The organism is Streptomyces sp. CB03238, assembly GCF_002099185.1.
Classification (GTDB): Bacteria; Actinomycetota; Actinomycetes; order Streptomycetales; family Streptomycetaceae; genus Streptomyces.
In genome coordinates, this window is record NZ_NBCN01000017.1 from 73,099 (window position 1) to 94,281 (window position 21,183).

Here is a 21,183-nt window from a genome sequence, read left to right on the forward strand (position 1 = left end):
CCGGCCCGGCCGGGTGGCGCAATTCGGATATCCGGAACCGATCGTTGAAATGTCTCGGATGGCGAGACTGCCCATTGCGGCGATGATCGCGGTTAACTAACGTTTCTGTTGCGGGTCCCCCTGGGACGGGTGGGCTCAAAAATCTCATCCGGAATGGTGGGGGAGTGAGTCGATGAGACCTGGACGGTCGCCCGACCGCCTTCCCTTTGCTGCGGTCGATGAATCGGTATCTCCACAGCCAGCGTCCGAGTGGTGCGGGGTATGGGTAGGTGAAGGCTCATATGCGTACCGCCCCCGTCTCTGATTGACTCCGCCCGTCTTCTCCGACTTCTGCCGCCTTTCTTTGCCGACTTTCTGCCGGACTCGATCACGCGCTCACTGCGTCCGCCCGAGGGTGATGGGAAACCCTTTGGGGGGACATTCACCATGCCCCAGGGGCTGGAGCTTCGTCTTCTGAGGAATTGATTCATGGGTCCGGTCGGCGCTGCCCCGGACTTCCCGCCCCGGTCGGCCCGGCCGCTCCTTGCGGATCCGTGCCGCGCGCCGGTGCCGCACGCCGTAGAAGAGGGGGAACCGGTTGTGACATTCGATACGTTCGACGTCTGCGGCGGTGGCACGCCGGTCGTCAGGATGGCCGGGTCCAAGGCCGGGGCGACCGTCTCGCTCGTGGCGGACAGAATGTTACGGGCGGTTCCGGCGGCCGTGCGGGTCCAGTGGCCGGTGCTGCTGTTGGTCCTCCACACGGGGCTGCGCGAACCCGTCGTGCAGCGGGTGACCCTCGGCCTGATGGGCCGGGTCCTCGGCGATCGTCGCCTCCCGCGTGCTCGTCACGCTGATCCGCGCCCCACGCCCCGGGGCTGGAGCCGGATCGACGCGAGGCACGTGCCACCGCGTCCTCCGAGCCGTCGGCCGGGTCCGGTCGCGACTCTCGCGCCACAGCGCATGTGATCCACTGAGCGACACGCTTCCATTTCCAGGACGGCACAGCCGCCTCGTGAGGACTGGTGTTCCCCGGGCCGTTGCCGGTGGGGCGGTGGTCGCCCCAGCAGTCCGGCGGGTTCACGCCGTCATGCCTTTCCACCGGCCCCGTCGGCTGCCTGCTTCCCCTCCCGGGTCGTGGCACCCGCGCCGGCCGCCGTCACTCGACCACCTTGGACCGGAGCGCCGGCCTCCGCATGACCTGCGAGTGTCGGCCCCCGGACATGCCCGCTGCCCGGTCCACACCTACCCGACAGTCGAACGCGTCCCCCTTGGCAATCACTGATCGTGTCCCTGGAGGCTTCATGAATGGTCACCAGACCCAACGAGAACTGGCCTATCTGGTACAGGACTTCCGGCAGCGCGCCGGTCTGACGCAGGACGAGCTGGCAGCGCGGGCGAGGATCAGCCTCGGCGGGCTGCGGGACATCGAGCAACAGCGGGTCGTCCGCCCCCGTGGCGGCACCCTGCGGCGGCTCGCGGCCGCGCTGGACCTGTCGCCCGTGGAGCGGCAGGAGCTGCTCCGTGTCGGGCGGCAAGGGCCGGTGCTCGCCCAGGACTTAAGACTGCAGATACTGGGACCGCTCTCGGTGCTGGTCGACGGAGCCCCCGTGGAGCTGCGCTCGGAGCGACAACGCACGCTGCTCGGACTGCTCGCGCTGTCCCCGGGGGTGCCGGTGCGGGGCGATGCCCTGGTCGACGCCATCTGGGGTGCCCAACCCCCGCGCACCATCGTCGAGTTGGTCCGTACCCAGGTGTCCCGGCTGCGGCAGCGGATCCAGCCGAAGGGCACGGCGTCGAGCGTTCTGATCGCAACGGGCGGCGGGTACGAGCTGCGCGTCAATGACGACCAGCTCGACATCCTGGCCTTCGGCAGGCTGGTGGAGTACGCCCGCCGTGAGTGCGCCGCCGGGAGACTCGAGTCGGCGATCGGTTTCTACCAGCAGGCGCTGGGCCTGTGGCGAGGGGAGCCGCTCGCCGACCTCCCGGGGCTGCACATGCACACGGCGCGGGCGGCGCTGGTGCGCCAGCTGGAGACCGTGCTGCTGGAGTACGCCGACGTCGCGGCCCGGGTCGGCCGGTACGAGCAACTCCTGACGCCGCTGCACCGGTTCGTGGAGGCGAATCCCCTGCACGAGTCGGCGCATGCCCGCCTCATGACGGCACTGGCGGGTGTCGGGCAGCGTGCGGTCGCGCTGGAGCTGTTCGAGACCCTGCGCCGGCGCCTGGCGGACGAACTCGGTGTCGATCCCGGTGCGGAGGTGCAGACCACGCACCAGGGAATCCTGCGGGGCGTCTCCTCGTGGGGTACGCCATGCGTGGGCCCCGTCGCGGCAGTGGGCGCCGGGATGCCCTAGACCGGGGCCTAGGAGCGCATGATGCCGGTCACCCGCCGGTGGACCGGAGCCGGCGAAGGTGGCCGGCAGCAGCCCGGCGCAGGAGAGGCTGCGGCCGCCATGGCCCGGCAGCGGGCCGACGAGGTGCCCGAAACCGACTTCAGGGACAGGAGACACACGACCGGTTTCGACCGGGACGTCACGACGGGACAGCCCGAAGCAGCGGCTGTGGCCGGTGTCGGTCGTCGATGCTCCTGCGAGGGGCTGCCGCATCACGGGGACGATGACCAGGTGGGCAGCCGGGTCACATCGCGCGCGGCCCCGGTCGAGGCGGACGTGGTGAGCGCGGCGTACGCGGCCAGTGCGGCGGTGACGGGACGGTCCTCGCGGCCGCGGGGACGGAAAGCCCCCCGCTCGGCGATCAGACGGTCCTTCCGGGCCGCGAGCTCGGGCGCACCGACCGCGAGGCGGATGGAGCGTGCGGGAATGTCGATCTCGATGAGATCGCCGTTCTCCACCAGTGCCAGAGGACCTCCCTCGGCCGCCTCGGGGGAGAGGTGGCCGACGGACAGGCCCGACGTCGCGCCGGAGAACCGGCCGTCGGTGATCAGGGCGCAGCTACGCCCCAGTCCCTTGCCCTTGAGGAAGCTGGTGGGGTGCAGCATCTCCTGCATGCCGGGGCCGCCCTTGGGGCCCTCGTACCGGATGACCACCGCGTCACCCGGCCGTACGCCCCCGCCCAGGATCGCTTCGACGGCGTCCTCCTGGGACTCGAAGACGGCGGCCGGGCCGCGGAACGTCCACAGGGACGGCTCCACACCCGCGGTCTTGACCACGCAGCCGTCCGGGGCGAGGTTGCCGCGCAGCACGGCCAGGCCGCCGTCGGCGGTGTAGGCGTGCTCGACGTCGCGGACGCAGCCGGAGCCGCGGTCCAGGTCGAGGGAGGGCCAGCGGGCGTCCTGCCCGAACGCCGCCACGGTCCGGGTGCCGCCCGGAGCCGCCCGCCACAGCTCGGGCGCCTGTGGCGTCGCCTCCGGTGACAGGGGGTCCCAGGCCCGGATGACGGTGCCGAGGGACTCGCCGAGCACCGTGCCCGTGTCCGGACGAAGCAGCCCGGCGCGCTCCAGGACGCCCAGGATGCCCGGTACGCCGCCGGCCCGGTGCACGTCCTCGACGTAGTAGGCGTTCGTGGCCGGGGCGACCTTGCAGATCCAGGGAACCCGCCGGGAGATGGCGTCGATGTCGTCCAGCCCGAAGCGCACACCCGCCTCCCGCGCGGCGGCGAGCAGGTGCAGGATCGTGTTGGTGGAGCCGCCCATCGCGATGTCCAGGGTCATCGCGTTGGCGAACGCGTCACGGGTCGCGATGCCACGGGGCAGCACCGACTCGTCCCCGTGCTCGTAGTACCTCCGGGCGAGCGCGACGATCCGCGACCCGGCCCGGACGAAGAGGTCGCGCCGGCCGCGGTGGGTGGCCAGCAGGGTGCCGTTGCCGGGCAGGGCGAGGCCGATGGCCTCGGTGAGGCAGTTCATCGAGTTGGCGGTGAACATGCCCGCGCAGGAACCGCAGGTGGGGCAGGCGCTCTCCTCGATCTGCCGCAGCCGGTCGGCGGAGACGGCCGGGTCGGCGGCGGCGATCATGGGCGCGACGGTGTCCAGGCGGTCACCGCCCGAACGGCCGGCCTCCATCGGGCCGCCGGAGACGAACACGGTGGGGATGTTCAGCCGCAGCGCGGCCAGCAGCATCCCAGGGGTGATCTTGTCGCAGTTGGAGACGCAGACCAGGGCGTCCGCGCAGTGCGCGTTGACCATGTACTCCACCGAGTCCGCGATCATCTCCCGGGACGGCAGCGAGTACAGCATGCCGCTGTGGCCCATCGCGATACCGTCGTCGACCGCGATGGTGTGGAACTCCCGCGCCACACCGCCCGCTTCGTACACGGCGCCCGAGACGATGTCACCGACGTCCCGCAGGTGGGCGTGGCCGGGGACGAACTGGGTGTAGCTGTTGGCCACCGCCACGATCGGCTTGCCGAAGTCCTGCGAGGTCATGCCGGTGGCACGCCACAGTGCTCGGGCGCCTGCCATGGCGCGGCCATGGGTGACGGTACGGGATCGAAGGTGTGGCACGGGCGCTCCAGACGAGGGGTGGCGGGCGGGGCGGGGCGGAGGGCACGGCCCGCCCCGCCCCGCCGCCGTCAACCGCGGGAGGTGTGGGAGAAGTAGGTGAGCATGTCCGCGCGGGTCACCACCGTGCTCGGCCGGCCGTCGGCCAGTACCAGCACGGCGGGGTGCTGCTCCAGGAGCCGTGTGGCGTGCACCGCCAGCTGTCCGACGCCGATGGTCGGCAGCCGCGGACCCATCAGCTCCGCCACCGGCCTGTCCAGCACCGACCGGTCCTGGTGGGCGCCGGCCATCAGCTCCAGCTCGTGCACGGCACCGACCACTTCGGCCGTCGCGAACGGGGGCTCGTTCTTGCAGACGGGCAGCTGGCTCACCGCCTCCCGCTGCATGACCGCGATGGCGTCCCGCGCGGTGTGCGCCGGGTTGACGTACAGCAGCGGGGAGCGGTCCGGGCGGTGGGCCAGCACCTCGGCGAGGGTGGGACCGTCCGACTCGCCGAGGAAGCCGTGCGTGGCCATCCACGTGTCGTTGAACACCCGGGACAGGTAGCCCCGGCCGGAGTCGGGGTTCAGCACCACGATCACGTCGTCGGGGCCGCAGCGCCGGGCCACCTGGAGCGCGGCCGCCACCGCCATGCCGCCGGAGCCGCCGGTCAGGATCCCCTCGGTACGCGATATCCGGCGGGCCATGAGGAAACTGTCCCGGTCGGAGACCTCGATCACCTCGTCGATCAGCGACGGATCCCAGGCCGCGGGGAAGAAGTCCTCGCCCACCCCCTCCACCAGGTACGGGCGGCCCGATCCGCCGCTGTAGACCGAGCCCCGCGGGTCGGCCGCGACGATGCGTACGTCCGGGTTTTGCGCCTTGAGGTAGCGGGCGGTTCCGGTGAGCGTGCCGCAGGTCCCGGCTCCGGCGACGAAGTGGGTCACCCGGCCGTCGGTCTGCCGCCAGATCTCCGGGCCGGTGGTCAGGGTGTGCGCCTGCGGGTTGGCCGGGTTGGCGTACTGGTTGGGACGGTACGCGCCGGGGATCTCCGTCACCAGGCGTTCCGCCGTGGAGTAGTAGCTGTCGGGGTGGTCGGGGGGTACGGCGACGGGGCACACCACGACCTCGGCACCGTAGGCACGCAGCAGGTCGACCTTCTCGGGGGAGACCTTGTCGGTGACGACGAAGACGCACCGGTAGCCGCGCTGGGCCGCCACGATCGCCAGGCCCACGCCGGTGTTGCCCGAGGTCGGTTCGACGATCGTGCCGCCGGGGTGGAGCAGACCGTCCGCCTCCGCCCGCAGCACCATCTCCAGGGCCGGGCGGTCCTTCGCGGAACCTCCCGGATTGGCGGCCTCCAGCTTCATGGTCAGGAGCGAGGTCAGTCCGTACTCCTCGCTCATCCGCTTCAGCCGCACCAGCGGGGTGTCGCCGATCAGGTCGAGCACCGAGTCCGCGATGCCCAGACCGCCGGCCGTGGGGGGCGAGACACTCACGGTGTGGGACACGCCGTGTCCTTCCCGCGCGCCGGAGCCGGACCGGTCGCGCCCGGCATGTCGAAGTTGGCGTGGGCCGCCAGGGGACTGATGGGTACGTGCAGCAGGTAGCCGCGGTCACTGGCCAGCGCCCGCCGAAGCGCGGGAAGCACCTCGGCCTCGGTGGTCACGCACTCCGCCGGGACGCCGAACGCCCGCGCCCAGAGCGTGAAGTCCGGGCTCACGAGTTCGGCGGCGACATCCGTGCCGGGGAAGGCGCGGGCGCCCTGGGTGCGGATGGCGCCGTACCCGGAGTTGTCCGCGACGATCACGACGGGGCCGCGGCCGGCCGGGTGGGGGACGGCGAGCTCGTTGCCGGTCATCAGTACGCCGCCGTCGCCGACGAGGGCGACCACGGTCCGCTCCGGATGGCGCCGTACCGCGGCCACGGCACCCGGAACGCCGAAGCCCATGGCCCCGTCCGCCACCGCGAGGAGGCGCTGTCGGGCGCGCACCTTCAGATAGCGGTGGACCCAGCTGCCGAAGTTGCCCGCGTCCAGGCAGACGAGGGCGTCGTCCGGGAGCAGGGTGTCCAGGGCGGCGACGACATGGGTGAAGTCCAGACCGTCCGCGTACCGCCGCGGAGCCGGTTCGCTCAGCCGGGTCTCCAGGGCGCGCCAGTCCTCGGCCCAGGCCCGCCGCTGCGGTGAGGCGGCCCAGTCCGCGCCGCCCAGCAGGGCGAGGACCCGGCGCGGGTCGGCGGCCAGCCGCTCCCCGGGACCGGCGGGGTCCGGATGAACCGTCATCAGGGGCTGGTCGCTGTACCACCGCATCAGATGGACCTCCCAGGGCAGCTCGCCCAGGAAGACCACCAGATCGGCCTCTTCGAGCCGGGCCCGGGTCTCGGGGTGGGTGCCCTGGTGCACGTCGCCGGCATAGCCGGGCGCGGCATTGTCCATCAGATCCTGCTGCTTGTTGCCGAGCAGCACGGGGACCAGAGCCTGCCGCGCGAAGCGGTCGAGGGCCTCGCCGGGACCGGCCCCGTCCTCGCCCCGCAGGAGTCGCCCCGCCACCACGACCGGGCGTTCGGCGGCCAGCAGGGCCTCGCGGACCCGCTCGGCCACGGCGCGGTCGGCCCCGTCGTCCGTCCGGGGAGCCGGGGACAGGCGACTCGAAGGGACGTCCGAGGGACCGTCCGGTGCGGGGACCTCCTCCTCCCATACGTCCTGCGGAACGGAGAACACCACGGTGGCCGGGAGCGGGGCACGCAGCAGCTCGGCCGCCTCGGCCAGCAGCTTGGGCAGTTGTGGCCCGCCGGTGATGGTGATCACATGGGCGAGGCCGCCCAGCTGTGCCTCGGGGTCGAGGGACTGGTATCCGGTACGCCGGTCCTGATCCCGGCGCGAGGTCCCCACCACGACCAGGACCGGGGTGCGGTCGCAGCGGGTGACGTCCAGCGCGATGCCCAGGTTCGCCGCACCGGGGGAGCGGTTGACGGCGACCACCGCGGGCCGTCCGGTCAGCCAGGAGTCGGCCAGGGCCGCGAAGCCCGCACCCGACTCGTGGCGCATGGGGACCAGGTCCACACCCATTTCTCCGGCGAGGCTGACCAGGGGCAGCACCGCCTCCCCGGGGACGGTGAAGATCCGGTCGCAGTTCAATGTGTCGTGTACGAAGTCGGCCAGGGCCTGCGCGACCGTGCGGCGGGGCGGTGTGCCGTCAGCGGACGGTGTCATGTCATCTCCTTCGACAGGGGGTTCTCGGGGTCGGCGCGGTGTCAGACGGTGGCGGTGCGCCGGGCGGTCAGCAGGGTGGCGACCGGGTCCGGCGCGCCGCCCGCCATGACCTCCAGCACCTCTCGCGTGTTGCGCTCCACTCGCTCCTGGACCCAGTCGAAGACCCAGGCGGCCATCTGGTCGCGGGGCAGGTCGAAGGGGACCGTCCCGGTCAGGGCGCAGCCCCCGGCGGCCGCACCGCCCACGTTCGCCACGACGTCCGGGATGACGACGACGCCCTGGGCCGCCAGTGCGTCCTTCGCCTCCGGTGAGCAGCACAGGTTGCCGCCCTCGACGATGAGCGCGGCACGCACCTGGGCCGCGTTGCCCGCGTGGACAGCGTTCATGTTCGCCGCGAGTACGAGGACGTCGGCGTCGACGTCGAGCCAGGCGTCGGCACCGTTCGCGGTGGTGACGGAGTCGGGCAGGAGAGCGCGGTCGACGGTGCCGGCCGGGTCCGTCGCCTTGATCAACCCGTCGACGGGCAGGCCGTCGGGACAGCTGACCGTTCCCCGGACGTCGGCGACGCCGACGATGCGATGACCGTGCCGTTCGAGGTACTTGGCGACACCCCGGCCCACGGCGCCGAACCCCTGGATCACCACACGCCGGGAGGCGGGACCGGGCATTCCCGCCACCGCGGTCAGGGTGGCGACACCGACGCCGTGGCCCGTGATGTCCACGAGCGGTTCCCAGTACGTGCCCCAGTCCATCGGCAGCCGGGCGCAGCGGGTGAGCCTGCGCACGTCGTAGTCGGCGGCGTCGTAGAAGGCCGCCCGGTCGGCCTGGTTCACCCCGAGGTCGCAGCCGAGGTGGACGCCGCCGTGGAGCAGCGGCGCCACTGTCCGGCCGAAGTGTTCGAGGGCGTGCTCCCGCGGCTTGCCGGTCGCGACGAGACCGGCCTTGGCTCCGCCGATGGGCAGGCCCACCAGGCTCAGCTTGGCGGTCATTCCCTTGGCGAGCGCGCGGACCTCGTCCTCGGTGACGGTGGCCGTCATCCGGGTTCCGCCCATGGCCATGGACTCCACCAGGGAGTCCACGACCACCCAGCCCCGCACGGGGGCGTCCGCACCGTTCAGGGTCACACTGAGGGCAGGCTTCTTGTCGAGCATCACACCATGGCCTTTCGGTCGAAGGGGGGCGCGACCGGACGTACGGCGTCCATGGCCCGGTCGCGTGGGGTGGTGCGGCGGATCAGGAACGCCGGCCGTCGTCGGCGGTCCGGTGCAGCAGAGGCCGGTCCCGGTGCAGGAAGCCGAGCATCGCCGGTACGGGGCTGATGATCCGCGGTCCTGTCTCGGCGGTCACCAGCCGCCGTTGGTACACCGCGGGGAGCTGCGACCAGTGGGTCGCGGGGCTGAGGTGGTGTTCCTGGTGGTAGCCGTCGTTGAAGGTGAGCAGGTTGTACAGGCGGCTGTAGTGGCTCACCGCGTCCGCCGTCCGCCGACTGGGGTCGGCGCCGTAATGCCGGTAGTAGTTCTGCACATTGACCAGCACGAGGGCCGTGAAGAACGCCGGCAGGTAGCAGAACACCGTCCACTGCCACGACAGCACCGCGAATCCGGCCAGAGCCAGGCAGTGCGCGGCGCGGTCGGCCCGCACCTGGCGCAGTTCCACGGTGCGCCGCGGCTCCCTGCGGGCTGCCAGCTCCAGCAGCTTCCGCTCGGCCGCGCCGACGCGCCACAGCCGGGTCACGGCGAACATCTCCTTGCCCCGGTCCAGGAAGCTGTCGCAAGCCCCCGTGAGGATGTAACGCAACAGCGGCGCGTGATCGCCGTCCTGTCCGTCGCGGTAGGTCGAGCTGGTGTCCCGGGTCGTGCCGTCAGGGCCGATGGGATCGTTGTTGAACCGGTGGTGGTTGCGCACATGGCTCAACTCGTAGGCCTGCGCCGACTGTCCGATGCAGATCGAGTTCACGACCGACGCGACGGCGTTGAGCCGGGCCGAGGTGAACCACGGCACGTGAGTGAACAGGTGCGACACCACGATGATGTTGTAGGCGGTCATCACGGTGACGAGGGCCGCCTGGCCCAGCCAGCCGGCGACGGAGAAGCCGGACCACCGGGTGGCGAGCAGGATCATCAGCGTCAGTTGCGCGACGCTGAATCCGAACAGCAGGGCGTCCTTCGGGCTGTGCTTCCACAAGGGCATCGTGCGCCGTCCTCCTTTCCGCAGAGCCTTGGTGGCCGGTCAGATGTAGGACTGGAGGGTGCCCCGACGGCGGACGTCGAGGGTGGCGCAGTGGAAGGAGCCACCGAAGCTGTTGAAGTTGCGGAAGTTGCACGGGATGGGCGTGAGCCCGAACTTCTTCAGGGCGCTGATCATGGGCTCGTCCTGGGCCTCGACGACGACCCGGGTCTCGTCCAGCATCAGCAGGTTCATGTTGATCCACTTGCTGGTCATGTACAGCGGGTGGGCGTCGGGGATGACCGGAGCCGGCGCCTCCAGCACGTCCCAGCCCTTGAACAGGTCCGGGACCTCGGGTACGCGCTCGGGGTTGATCAGCAGCTTGCCCGGGGCGAGCGGCATCAGCGTGGCGTCGATGTGCATCGGGTGGGAGTCGTCGAACTCCAGCACATGGATGCGGTACTCGTCACCGAGGTGCCGGCGCAGCCACTCGATGCCGAACGCGTTGGTCACATTGCTCATCTGGGCGATGATGTCCCTGCCGCAGCGGATGAAGTCGGCGGCGTCGAACGTCGGCTCGAACTCGGTCACCACCAGGTTCGCGGAACCGCCCGTGTGCTCGTCGGTCCAGTCCTGGTCGAACTGCGCGTCGGTGAGTTCGGGCTTGGGCCCGGCGCTCCACCTCGCACCGCCGTGGAAGTACTCCTTGAGCAGCGGACGGTAGGCGAGCGCCTCGTAGTAGCGCGACCGCCAGGCCATCGGGCACTCGATGATGTCCTCGCCGACCACCAGCAGCGTGTCACGCGGCATGGCCGCGTACATGCCGGTGCTGCTCCAGTCGAGCGTGCTGTACGTGGTGCGCTGCGGAATCGGCTCCGGGCGCCGCACGCGCACCCCCTCGGCCTCCAGGATGTGGACGAACTCCTCGAGTTCGCGCCGGGCCGCGTCGACCTGCTCGGCCGGGAACGGCCGGCCCGCCCGCGTACGGAAGGTCTCCACCTGGTCCTCGGGCAGCACCGGCGGCAGCGCCATGTGCCAGGAGGGGAAGCTGGCTCCGTCGACGATGCCGACGATGACCTCCTCCAGCGGATCCCACTCGGTGTAGGAGCACACCGGGCCGGTACGCTGCCCGCTCTCCTTGGAGGCAAGTTCGCTCGTGTGCGCAACAGTCATGAGTCGTCTCCAGACATCGTCGGGGGAGAGGCCCTCGGTACGGGACCGGCGCCCGCCACGCGTCCATCGTGGCAACCCCCCGCGTCACTGCGATGGCACTCGCCGACGCGCGTCACAGTAGTAACAGCGCAGTTCAGAGCCGGTGCACCGGGCCGTCGGCGGGATTGGCACGGGCGTTTGCGCCCGGCCGCACCCCCGCGACGCGCGGGCCGGGCCGGTCGCCGACGCGGCCGTACGCAGGGTGGGTCGGCGGTGCGCGGGCGCGTACGGGAGCGCGTACGGGCGTGGCTTCAACGGCGCGTGGACGCGTACCCGTACCGGGCCCACAGGCGGACCGTTGCCCGGAGCCTGTCCAGCACCTTTCCCGGGGCCGCCGGTGATCCGGCCGACCAGGACCTGTCAGGCCGGACGCCCATCATCGGACATGGCCCCGGACCCGGGCGCACGGCACCAGCGAGAGGGAGAGCACACGGTGACACTTCCAGCGTCCGCGGACGTCGTGATAGTCGGCGGCGGCGTGATCGGTACGAGCATCGCCTTCCACCTGGCCGAAGCCGGCGTCCGGGACGTCGTGCTCCTCGAACGCGCCGAACTAGGCTCGGGCTCCACCTCCAAGGCGGCGGGCGGGGTGCGCGCGCAGTTCTCCGACGCGCTCAACATCCAGCTCGGCGCACGGAGTCTGGAGGCCTACCGGGCCTTCGGCCACCGCCCCGGCCAGGAGATCGACCTGCGGTCGTCGGGATACCTGTTCCTGCTGTCACGCCCCGAGGACGTCGCGTCGTTCGAGGAGGGCGTCGCTCTGCAGAACTCGCTCGGCGTGCCCAGCCGGATGGTCGACACGGCGGAGGCCCGGCGGCTGTCGCCCCTGATCGAGGAGGAAGGGCTCCTGGCCGGGGCGTACTCACCCGACGACGGCCACTGCACACCGGAGTCCGTGGTCCTCGGGTACGCGACGGGCGCCCGCAGGCACGGCGCACACCTGGAGACGCACTGCGAGGTGCTCGGGATCGAGACCCTCGGAGGGGAGATCCGCGCCGTCCGGACGAACCGTGGCGACATCGCCACCTCCACGGTCGTCTGCGCCGCCGGGGCCTGGTCGGCGGCCCTGGGAGACATGGTCGGCACCACGCTGCCGGTGGTGCCCTACCAGAGGCAGATCGTCTTCACCGAGCCGTTCGCCCCCGGTCTGCGGGTGCCCCTGACGATCGACTTCTCCTCCGCCTTCTACTTCCGGCGCGAGGGCCAGGGGTTCCTCCTCGGCATGTCGGACCCCGAAGAGCCGCCCGGTTTCCGGCTGAAGCCCTCCGAGGCCTGGCTGCCGCGGTTGACGGAGGTGATGGCCCGGCGGGTTCCCCCGCTGCTGGACGTCGGCCTCGCCGGGGGCTGGACCGGGTTCTACGAGATCACCCCGGACCACAACGCCCTCATCGGAGAGGCCGGCGAAGTGGGCAGGTTCCTGTACGCCTGCGGCTTCTCGGGGCATGGCTTCCTCCAGGCCCCCGCGGTCGGTGAGGTCGTCCGGGACCTCGTGCTCGACCGGCGGCCCTTCGTCGACGTCACACCCCTGAACGCGGGCCGGTTCACCGGCGAGCGGCCGCGCGTCGAGGCCAACTACGTGTGAACACACGAGCGTTGGCGCCGGGGTACGGTGATCGCGGACCGGGGGGTGCTCACCGTCGGTCCGCACGACGAGCCGTAAGGGGGGAGGATGCGCATGCGGGGCGCTGACGTGGCTCGCTACGGGACCGTCGCGGTGGTCTGGGGCGTGTCGTTCGCGGTGCTGGCACGAGTGGAGCGGACCTTCGGCTGGGTGGGCGCGGTCACCTTCCGGGCACTGATCGCCGGCGCCGTCGTGGCCCTGGTCGCTGTGATGGGCAGACGCCGGCTCGCCTTCACCGCCCGCTGGTGGCCGTTCGCGGTCGTCGGTGCGACCACCGTCGCCGGCCAGCTGATCGGTGTCTCGTACGCCACTCCCCGCATCGGCTCGGCCATGGCCGCCATCTTCGTGGCGACGATTCCCCTGTTCTCCATGGTCATCGGCCATCTGTGGGGCCTGGAGCGGATGACGGTACGGGGCTGGGTAGGCCTGTCGCTGGGCATCGTGGGCATCGTGCTGCTCGTGGGCTTTCCGGACGCCCCGCTTACCGACACCTTCCTCCTCGGCTGCGTCGGCTCGCTCGTCGGGGCGCTCTCGGCCGCCTTCGGAAGCAACTACGCCCGGGCCCGGCTGCACGACGTCGGATCGTGGGAACTGACCGTCGGTTCCTTCTTCTTCGGCGGGGTGCTGACCCTCCCGCTGCTCTTTCTGGTGCCGGTGGCCACCACACCCGGCTTCGCCGACTACGTGTACCTCCTGCTGCTGGGCGGTGTCATGAGCGGCGTGATGTACGTCCTGTACTTCCGGCTCGTCGCCGGCGTCGGAGCCACCCGGGCGCTCAGCGTCGAATTCGCGGTGACGGCCGTCGCGGTGGTCGTCGGCTCGGCCGTCCTGGACGAACGTCTGTCGTGGGCACAGCTGCTGGGCACGGCCGTGGTCGTCGGCAGCTGCTCGCTCGTGCTCGGGGTGCTCCCGGGCCGGACCCCCCGCCGGCCGCCCGCACGGGAGCGGCACCGCGAGCCGCGGCAGCCCTCCGAGGTTCCCTGACCCGGCACCCCGGCACCGGTCACCGGATCCGGTCACCGCGCGGAGGCCACGGCACGGGCGGCGGACGCCGCCGTACACAGTGCCGTGGCCTCCTGCGTGTGCCGAGGACCTACCCGGTGGTTCGCTGGGTGCGCGGTACGGCGAAGGAGTGCCGGTCGCCCGACCAGGCGGACCGCGGGATCGCCGCCTCGATCTCCTGGACGTCCGACGGGGACAGGGACAGCTCGGCGGCCCCGACGTTCTCCATCAGCCGCTGCCCGTTGCGGGTACCCGGAATCGCCACGACGTCGTCGCCCTGGGCGAGCAGCCAGGCCAGCGCCAGCTGCCCAGGCGTCACCCCGCGTGCGTCGGCCAGCTCCTGCAGGCGCTGCACCTGTGCGGCGTTGCGGGCCAGGTGCTCACCGTGGAAGCGCTGGTCGGGAAGCCGGTCGTCGTCCTCGGTCAACGTCTCCAGGTTCAGCGCCCCGGTGAGGAAACCACGGCCGAGCGGACTGAACGCGACCAGCCCGACGCCCAGTTTGCGGGCCAGCGGAACGATGTCGTCCTCGACCTCCCGCCACCAGAGCGACCACTCGTACTGGACCGCGCTGATGGGATGCACGGCGACCGCGCGCGTCAACTCCTCCTCGCTGGTCTCGGACAGCCCGAGGTAGCGCACCTTGCCCTCGCTCACCAGCTCGGCCATCGCCCCGACGCTGTCCTCGATGGGCACCTCGGGATCGACGCGGTGCAGGTAGTACAGGTCGATGTAGTCGGTGCCCAGCCGCTTGAGCGATGCCTCGCAGTACCGGCGGATGTCCGCGGGCCGGGCCCCCAGCCGTGCCGGATCACCGCGCCGCTCCCGTACGATGCCGAACTTCGTCGCCACGGTGACCTCGGCCCGACGGCCCTCGATCGCGCGGCCCACGAGCTGCTCGTTGTGGCCGGCGCCGTAGCTCATGGACGTGTCGAGCAGTGTGACACCGAGGTCCAGGGCACGCCGCAGCACGGCAAGGGACTCGTCGTCGTCGGCGGGGCCGTAGTCCTGGGACATCCCCATGCAGCCGAGGCCTATGGGGGGCACGGTGAGGCCCTGGTCACCCAGTCGGCGTGAGGTCATGAGCACTCCCTTTCCTTGGTCGTCGTGCGGGTCATGCCAGCCGGCCGGGCAGCGCGGAGTAGTTCAGCACCAGGACGTCGCGGTGGGCCGGCTGGTCCTTGTCGACGGCCTCGATCGGGGTCACCGCGTGGTAGGTCCGCTGGTCGTCGTTGAGCAGCAGGTCGCCGGGCTCGGACAGGGTGACGGTTCGCATCCGCTTGCCCGCCTCGTCGTACGTCGAGCTCTCCCCGCCGCTGATGTTGAGCCGGTCGACCAGCAGCGATCCGACGAAGGTCTCGCCGTCACGGTGGCGGCCCTCCGGCGCGGGCTTGCCGATGTCCGCGCCGGCGGTGATGCGCACCGGGTGGAGCTTGATCAGCCACCGCTGGGTGTCGTCGATCGTGGTGAAGACCTGGCCGAGCCAGACGAGCAGGCCCTGCAGCAGCGGATCCTGGGCGAACGCAGGCGTCAGGGGCTCGTAGACCCGGTCGACACCGCCGTTGAGCCGGTTGTAGTAGCGCTCCTGCCGGTACGGCTCGTGGGGCAGCGCGGTGAGTTCGCCGGTGTGCGGGTCCAGCTCGAACCGTCCGTAACGGCGGGAGCGGTAGGTGCCGCCGTCCGCCATGAACGTGTCGAGGCAGAGGTCGTCCCAGTTCCGTGCGAAGCGGGCCCAGTCCTCGGGCCCGACGCCCAGGATGTCGGAGAGCGTGCTTCCGGCCACCAGGTGCTCGCCGACGTCGGTCAGCGTCTGTATGACGTCGCGGGCATCGGCGTTGAGAACGATGTTGCCAGGCATGGCGATCCTTTCGGACGCGGGATGGGCGACGCATCGATGCTGACGGGTCCGGCTGACGGGGCGCGGGCACCTGATGGGCACTCGGACACCGGTGGTCGCCCTGGTAGACGCCGTGGCTGCGGCCGAGCAGTGGGTCCGCTACGGGGAAAGCGAGCCGCGCGGCCGTCTCCCGGGCGCGCGGCGGGTCGGGCGCCGGGAGAGCACCGGCGCGCACAGGCCGCGGCACCGCGCGCAGTTCCGTACCAAGACCGTACCGTCCCCCGTGCCGCCCCGTGGCCGTGCCCCCGACGTGCGGTGACGGGCCGGACGGGCGAGCAGCCGGACGTCGGCTCCCGACCGGGACCGCCGGTCATGATCGGAGGGACCTGGACGCAGCGCAGACCCACAGGGAGGAACCTTGATCGCCGAAACGGTCACCCCGCGGATCACGGGCGAGGCCCTGCCCGCGGACCGGTTCACGGTGTGCGAGACGCCGGGGCGGCTCGACACCGGCAAGGTGCTCGATGTCCTGCACGGCCGACTGGCGGCCTACCGGGTGCCGGACTTCGTCCCCGCCCGCCATTGCGAGGCCATCACCGGAAACTTCCGGCGATCTCCCGGGCGCACACCGCGATACGGCGAGGGCGCGGACGGGGTGGAGGCGTACCTGGTCGGTGCCTCGCACATCGACAAGGACACCGACGCGTACCTGTCGGACGTCCAGAGCACCGCCGACGCCGTGCGGGCGCTCTACCAGGACGCGGACGACCCCATCGAGACGTTGCTCGCCGCACTCGTCGCGGAGGGCGCCGTGGCACGAACGCGCCTCGCCGCCCACGGCGGCCGTTCCGCGGCCGGCTCGAAGGCGGTGTGCTGGAACAACACCGGCGAGTACCTGCTGCTGCCGCACGAGGACCTCGCCCAGCTGAGCGATCCGCTGCAGACCGGGTTCGAGGTCCAGGACGTCCGCCGGGTGATGGCCGTGAACGTCTACCCCCACGTGCCCGGAGACACCGGGCAGCTGCGGATGTGGAACGTCGCTCCCGACGACGCCACACGCGCGGAGCTCGGCCTCACGCACAGCGGCTATCCCTATCCTCCTGAACTCCTCGCGGACCACCCCAGTCTGGAGATCCCGGTGGAGACCGGGGACCTCTGTGTGATCAACGGGAACCTGGTGCACGCCGTCCTCGGCGGCGGGGCGGACACGCCCCGTGGCAGGCTGCTGCTCACCTGCTTCACCGGCCTGATCGGCGCCGACCTCGTCCGATGGACGTGACGCCATGGACGTGATGACGGCCATCCTCACCCGGCGCAGCGTCCACACGCTGCGCGCCCCGGCTCCCTCCGACGCCGAGTTCACCTATCTGCTCAAAGGCGCCGCGGCCGCCCCCGACCACGGCGGACTGCGCCCCTGGCGCTGGATCATGCTGCGTGACACGGCCCTGGAGGAACTCGGCGCCCGCCTGGAAGCGGAGGCGGAGCCCGGCTCCCGGCGCCGGGGTGCCGACGCCACCGTGCCCCTCAAAGCGGTGCTCGTCTTCTCCCCCGCTCCGGAACACAGGGTTCCGGAGTGGGAGCAGCTGGCCGCGGCCAGTTCCGTCGCCTACGGTCTGATGCTGCTGCTCCACGCGCGGGGCTTCGGCAGCATCTGGCGCACCGGACGGCTGTGCGAGAGCCCCGGGGCCCGGGAGCTGCTGGGCGTCGGCCCGGGCGAACGGCTCCTGGGCGCTCTGGACATCGGCACCCCCGAGGCGTCGGTGCGGCCCGCCCGGCGGTCCCGCCCGGACGTGTCCGGCCGGGTGCAGCGCCTGCGTCTGCGCCGCGCGGCCGGGGCGGTGGGCGCGGCGGACGCGTGAGGCGGCCGGGCGGGCTCGCCGGTGGCAGCGCCTGTGGCGGGGGAGCGCGGCACACCCTCACTCCCGGGAGGTGCTCACCGCACCGGTTTGTATCCTCGGCAGGCGCCACCCGATCGATGCGGTACCTGCGAGAGGACACACCATGACCACCGAGCTGAGCCCCGACGCACTGACCGGGCTGCTCGAGCGCGCCCGCCAGGACTACCAGGACCTCGTGGGACGCGGGCTCTCGCTCGACCTCACCCGGGGCAAGCCGGCACCGGAGCAGCTCGACCTCTCCGAGGACCTGCTGGGCCTCCCCGGAGGGCGGTACACCTCCGCCGACGGCACGGACGTCCGGAACTACGGCGGCCTCCAGGGGCTGCCCGAGCTCCGGGAGATCTTCGCCGGGGTCCTCCAGGTGCCGGCCGGGCAACTGCTCGCGGCGGGGAACTCCAGCCTGGAGCTGATGCACGACTGCCTGGTCCACGCCCTGCTGAGCGTGGTCCCCGGCGCCGAGTCGCGCTGGGTGGACCAGGAGCGGATCGCGTTCCTGTGCCCGGTGCCCGGCTACGACCGGCACTTCGCGCTCTGCGAGCGGTTCGGCATCGACATGATCCCGGTGCCGATGACCGCCGACGGCCCGGACATGGACGCCGTGGAGCGGCTCGTCGCCGACGACCCGGCGGTCAAGGGCATCTGGTGCGTGCCGAAGTACAGCAACCCCGACGGCGTCTGCTACAGCGACGCCACCGTGGCGCGGCTCGCCTCGATGAGCACCGCCGCGCCCGACTTCCGGATCTTCTGGGACAACGCGTACGCCGTCCACCACCTCACCGACGAGCCCGTCGAGATCGCCGATCTGCTCGCCGCCTGCGCCGAGGCCGGCAACCCCGACCGGGCGTTCGTGTTCGGCTCCACCTCGAAGATCACCGCGGCGGGCGCGGGCGTCGCCTTCTTCGGCGCGTCCCCCGCGAACGTGAAGTGGCTGCTGGCCAACAACGCCAAGCGGTCGATCGGCCCCGACAAGGTCAACCAGCTCCGGCACGTGATGTTCCTGCGGGACGCCGACGGGGTGGCGGCCCACATGGAGCGCCAGCGCGCCCTGCTGCAGCCCAAGTTCGAGTCGGTGGCGCGGATCCTGGACGCCGAGCTCGGCGGCACCGGCCTCGCCACCTGGACCTCGCCCAAGGGCGGGTACTTCGTGACCCTGCAGGTGCCGGACGGCTGCGCCAAGGAGGTCGTACGCCGTGCCGCCGAGGCGGGCATCGTGCTGACCCCGGCCGGCGCCACACACCCGTACGGCGACGACCCGCGCGACGCGGTCATCCGGATCGCGCCCAGCTACCCGGGGCTCGCGGAACTGGAACAGGCGATCGAGGGGCTCGCCGTCTGCGTCCGGCTGGTGGGGTACGAGCAGCGGGCCGCCCGCTGAGCCGTACGCCACGGGCCGTGCCGGAGCACGCATCCGGCACGGCCCCCGGCCCTGCGTACCGGTGCCTTCACGCGTCCGGCGTACCGTGTCCGCGAACGCGCGGGCGAGTGGTGTGAGGGCGTCCCAACTGGCGTACGGCCCCCCACCGACAGGGGCGGAAGCGCCGGGACGGCCGGCGAAGGCCGTGGCCAGGTGCGCCCGGGACGAGGTGGCCGAGCTGACGGCCGGGTGAGGGCCGCGCCGGGCGGGTTGACGGCCGGGGGACGCCTTGTCCGCGGGGCGGTCCGGGCTTCCGAGCAGGTCTCCAGCGGCGCTGCAGGCGCGGTCGGCAGCCTGGGGGCAGTCGCGCGGCCACGAGGGCGGCGTCTCGAGAGGAGTTGCCATGCCTCAGCCGGTCGGGACACTCCGGCACCAGGTCACCGGAGATGTCTACGCCGAGGTTCAGACGTTCTACGCCCAGCAGATGCGGCGGGTCGACGCCCTCGACATCGAGGGGTTCGCCGACACCTTCACCGACGACGGGGAAGTCGTGCACGCGGGCGGTCGGCGGCAGCATGGCCGGGCGGAGATGATCGCCGGGATGCGGGCCGCCCTGCCGCGCTACCGGGACATCGCCGTACGCCACTGGTTCGACCACCTGCTGATCGACACCGACCCGGCGGACGCGGACACGCTGCGGGTCTCGTACTACACGCTCGTCACGCAGACCGACCGGGACGGGAACGTCACCTTCCAGCCGACGTTCACCGTCGACGACGTCCTGGTCCGGGTCGACGGCCGGCTCCTCACGCGGTCGCGGGTCATCCACCAGGACACGCCGGTCACGCCGCCCGCCGGTTCCTGAGCCCCACCCCGGCACCCCGCGTACGGATCCCGTACGCGGGGTGCTGTGACGTCCGGGTGGCGTTACGCCGCTTGGCGGGCGCCCATGTCTCCCATAAAGCCGAAGAAACGTTAATCCGACATGCTCGGACGTTCTTTCGGAAACACCTACGGTTCGGCACGTCTTCCCCGGAAGAGACCCCCGAACAGAGGTGACACCCGATGCTCCACAGACACGCCACAGCCGCGTGCGCCACCCTGACCGCCGTCGGCGCGCTCGTGCTGGCCGGCTCGCCCGGCGTGGTCGCCGCCGAGGCGCCCGCGCCGCCGTCCACCCCCTCGGTGGCCGGGACCCTCGGAGCCGACAAGCCGTCCCCCGCGCTGCTCGACGCCATGCAGCGCGACCTGGGCCTGACCCGCGAGCAGGCCGAGACCCGGCTGAAGAACGAGGCCGAGGCGGGCGCACGGGCCGGCCGCCTCCAGAACGCCCTCGGCGACCGGTTCGCCGGGGCATGGGTGACCGGACCGGTCTCCGCCACCCTCACCGTCGCCACCACCAGCGCCGCCGACAGCGCCGCCATCAAGGCGGGCGGCGCGGAGGCCAAGGTCGTCCGCCACACCCTCAAGCAGCTGGAGGCCGCCAAGGCCAAGCTGGACCAGGGCTCCGTCCGTACGAAGACCACCGACGCCCCCGTCTGGTACGTCGACCTCCGCACCAACAGCGTGACGCTGGAGGCCGCCAAGGCGTCCGCCGCCGACGTCTTCCTCACCGCCACCGGCGTCGACCGCACCCTCGTACAGGTCAAGGCGACCACCGAACGACCGCGCCCGCTGGCCGCGCACGACATCCGCGGCGGCGACGCCTACTACATCGGCAACAGCCGCTGCTCCGTCGGCTTCGCCGTCACCTCCGGCACCCAGCAGGGCTTCGCCACGGCCGGGCACTGCGGCCAGGCCGGCGCCGCGACCATGGGCCACAACAAGGTCGCCCAGGGCGCCTTCAAGGCGTCCACCTTCCCCGGCAAGGACATGGCCTGGGTGGGCGCCAACGGCGACTGGACGGCGACGGCGTACATCAAGGGGCAGGGCGAGCAGAACGTCGAGGTCGCCGGCTCGGCCGAGGCCCTGGTCGGCGCGTCGATCTGCCGGTCCGGCTCCACCACCGGCTGGCACTGCGGCACGATCGAGCAGCACAACACGAGCGTGTCGTACCTCCAGGGCACCGTGAAGGGCCTGACCCGCACCACGGTCTGCGCCGAGCCGGGCGACTCGGGCGGCCCGTACATCTCCGGCACCCAGGCGCAGGGCGTCACCTCCGGCGGCTCCGGGAACTGCAAGGACGGCGGCACCACCTTCCACCAGCCGGTCAACCCGATGCTCCAGGAGTACGGGCTGACGCTGAAGACCAACGCCACCGACCCGGGCGACTCCGGGAAGGCGGGCGGCACCTGGGCCGTGGGCAAGGTCTACCGCGTCGGTGACCAGGTCACGTACGGCGGAGTCTCCTACCGGTGCCTCCAGTCGCACCAGGCCCAGCCCGGCTGGCGGCCCCCGGGCGCGCAGGGCCTGTGGCAGCGCGTCTGACCGGCGGCGTCTGACCGGCGGCGCGCGAAGGTCC

17 protein-coding genes are annotated in these 21,183 nt (G+C 71.9%); 8 read left to right on the forward strand and 9 right to left on the reverse strand.

Features of this window, described 5'->3' with window-relative positions; all coding sequences use genetic code 11:
* Positions 1-681: 681 nt before the first annotated feature.
* Positions 682-831: a hypothetical protein gene (locus BKD26_RS40550; protein ID WP_179166724.1), complete on the reverse strand. Its 150-nt coding sequence runs from the start codon at positions 829-831 to the stop codon at positions 682-684.
* A gap of 452 nt (positions 832-1,283) precedes the next feature.
* On the opposite strand from BKD26_RS40550, the gene BKD26_RS27645 reads away from it, so the two are divergent.
* Entirely contained in the window at positions 1,284-2,336 is a 1,053-nt protein-coding gene (locus BKD26_RS27645; protein ID WP_179166725.1) for a BTAD domain-containing putative transcriptional regulator, read from the forward strand.
* Positions 2,337-2,587: 251 nt separating this feature from the next.
* On the opposite strand, the gene ilvD is transcribed toward BKD26_RS27645, so the two are convergent.
* From ilvD to BKD26_RS27675, 6 genes are all read right to left on the reverse strand, one after another.
* Complete coding sequence (gene ilvD, locus BKD26_RS27650; protein ID WP_084903531.1) at positions 2,588-4,444, reverse strand: dihydroxy-acid dehydratase; 1,857 nt, start codon at positions 4,442-4,444, stop codon at positions 2,588-2,590.
* Between the two features lie 68 nt (positions 4,445-4,512).
* Complete coding sequence (locus tag BKD26_RS27655) at positions 4,513-5,889, reverse strand: cystathionine beta-synthase (protein WP_084903708.1); 1,377 nt, start codon at positions 5,887-5,889, stop codon at positions 4,513-4,515.
* Positions 5,890-5,915: 26 nt separating this feature from the next.
* Positions 5,916-7,634 (reverse strand): thiamine pyrophosphate-dependent enzyme, encoded by a 1,719-nt coding sequence (locus BKD26_RS27660; RefSeq protein ID WP_084903535.1) that lies wholly within the window; start codon positions 7,632-7,634, stop codon positions 5,916-5,918.
* A 41-nt stretch (positions 7,635-7,675) separates the two neighbouring features.
* Positions 7,676-8,758 carry a Glu/Leu/Phe/Val dehydrogenase dimerization domain-containing protein gene (locus BKD26_RS27665; RefSeq protein ID WP_241518877.1) on the reverse strand — a complete coding sequence of 361 codons (1,083 nt, stop codon included), beginning with the start codon at positions 8,756-8,758 and terminating at the stop codon, positions 7,676-7,678.
* A 109-nt stretch (positions 8,759-8,867) separates the two neighbouring features.
* Positions 8,868-9,824: a fatty acid desaturase gene (locus tag BKD26_RS27670; RefSeq protein WP_084903541.1), complete on the reverse strand. Its 957-nt coding sequence runs from the start codon at positions 9,822-9,824 to the stop codon at positions 8,868-8,870.
* A 39-nt stretch (positions 9,825-9,863) separates the two neighbouring features.
* Entirely contained in the window at positions 9,864-10,973 is a 1,110-nt protein-coding gene (locus BKD26_RS27675; RefSeq protein ID WP_084903543.1) for an amidinotransferase, read from the reverse strand.
* A 472-nt stretch (positions 10,974-11,445) separates the two neighbouring features.
* Between BKD26_RS27675 and BKD26_RS27680 the strand changes: the two genes are divergently transcribed.
* Together BKD26_RS27680 and BKD26_RS27685 are read left to right on the forward strand one after the other, a co-directional pair.
* Positions 11,446-12,594 (forward strand): FAD-binding oxidoreductase, encoded by a 1,149-nt coding sequence (locus BKD26_RS27680; RefSeq protein WP_241518878.1) that lies wholly within the window; start codon positions 11,446-11,448, stop codon positions 12,592-12,594.
* 93 nt (positions 12,595-12,687) lie between these two features.
* Positions 12,688-13,617: a DMT family transporter gene (locus BKD26_RS27685; RefSeq protein ID WP_084903548.1), complete on the forward strand. Its 930-nt coding sequence runs from the start codon at positions 12,688-12,690 to the stop codon at positions 13,615-13,617.
* A gap of 109 nt (positions 13,618-13,726) precedes the next feature.
* On the opposite strand, the gene BKD26_RS27690 is transcribed toward BKD26_RS27685, so the two are convergent.
* Entirely contained in the window at positions 13,727-14,716 is a 990-nt protein-coding gene (locus BKD26_RS27690; RefSeq protein ID WP_084903711.1) for an aldo/keto reductase, read from the reverse strand.
* Positions 14,717-14,747: 31 nt separating this feature from the next.
* Entirely contained in the window at positions 14,748-15,491 is a 744-nt protein-coding gene (locus tag BKD26_RS27695) for a 2OG-Fe dioxygenase family protein (protein WP_084903551.1), read from the reverse strand.
* A 397-nt stretch (positions 15,492-15,888) separates the two neighbouring features.
* On the opposite strand from BKD26_RS27695, the gene BKD26_RS27700 reads away from it, so the two are divergent.
* From BKD26_RS27700 to BKD26_RS27720, 5 genes are all read left to right on the forward strand, one after another.
* Positions 15,889-16,749 carry a hypothetical protein gene (locus tag BKD26_RS27700; RefSeq protein WP_206603725.1) on the forward strand — a complete coding sequence of 287 codons (861 nt, stop codon included), beginning with the start codon at positions 15,889-15,891 and terminating at the stop codon, positions 16,747-16,749.
* A gap of 4 nt (positions 16,750-16,753) precedes the next feature.
* Positions 16,754-17,329 (forward strand): nitroreductase family protein, encoded by a 576-nt coding sequence (locus BKD26_RS27705; protein WP_084903555.1) that lies wholly within the window; start codon positions 16,754-16,756, stop codon positions 17,327-17,329.
* Positions 17,330-17,471: 142 nt separating this feature from the next.
* Positions 17,472-18,743: an aminotransferase class I/II-fold pyridoxal phosphate-dependent enzyme gene (locus tag BKD26_RS27710; RefSeq protein WP_084903557.1), complete on the forward strand. Its 1,272-nt coding sequence runs from the start codon at positions 17,472-17,474 to the stop codon at positions 18,741-18,743.
* 382 nt (positions 18,744-19,125) lie between these two features.
* A complete protein-coding gene (locus tag BKD26_RS27715; RefSeq protein ID WP_084903559.1) occupies positions 19,126-19,587 on the forward strand; it encodes a nuclear transport factor 2 family protein in 462 nt (153 codons plus the stop codon).
* A gap of 200 nt (positions 19,588-19,787) precedes the next feature.
* Positions 19,788-21,149, forward strand: coding sequence for a carbohydrate-binding protein (locus tag BKD26_RS27720; protein WP_084903561.1), 1,362 nt, complete (start codon positions 19,788-19,790; stop codon positions 21,147-21,149).
* Positions 21,150-21,183 lie beyond the last annotated feature (34 nt).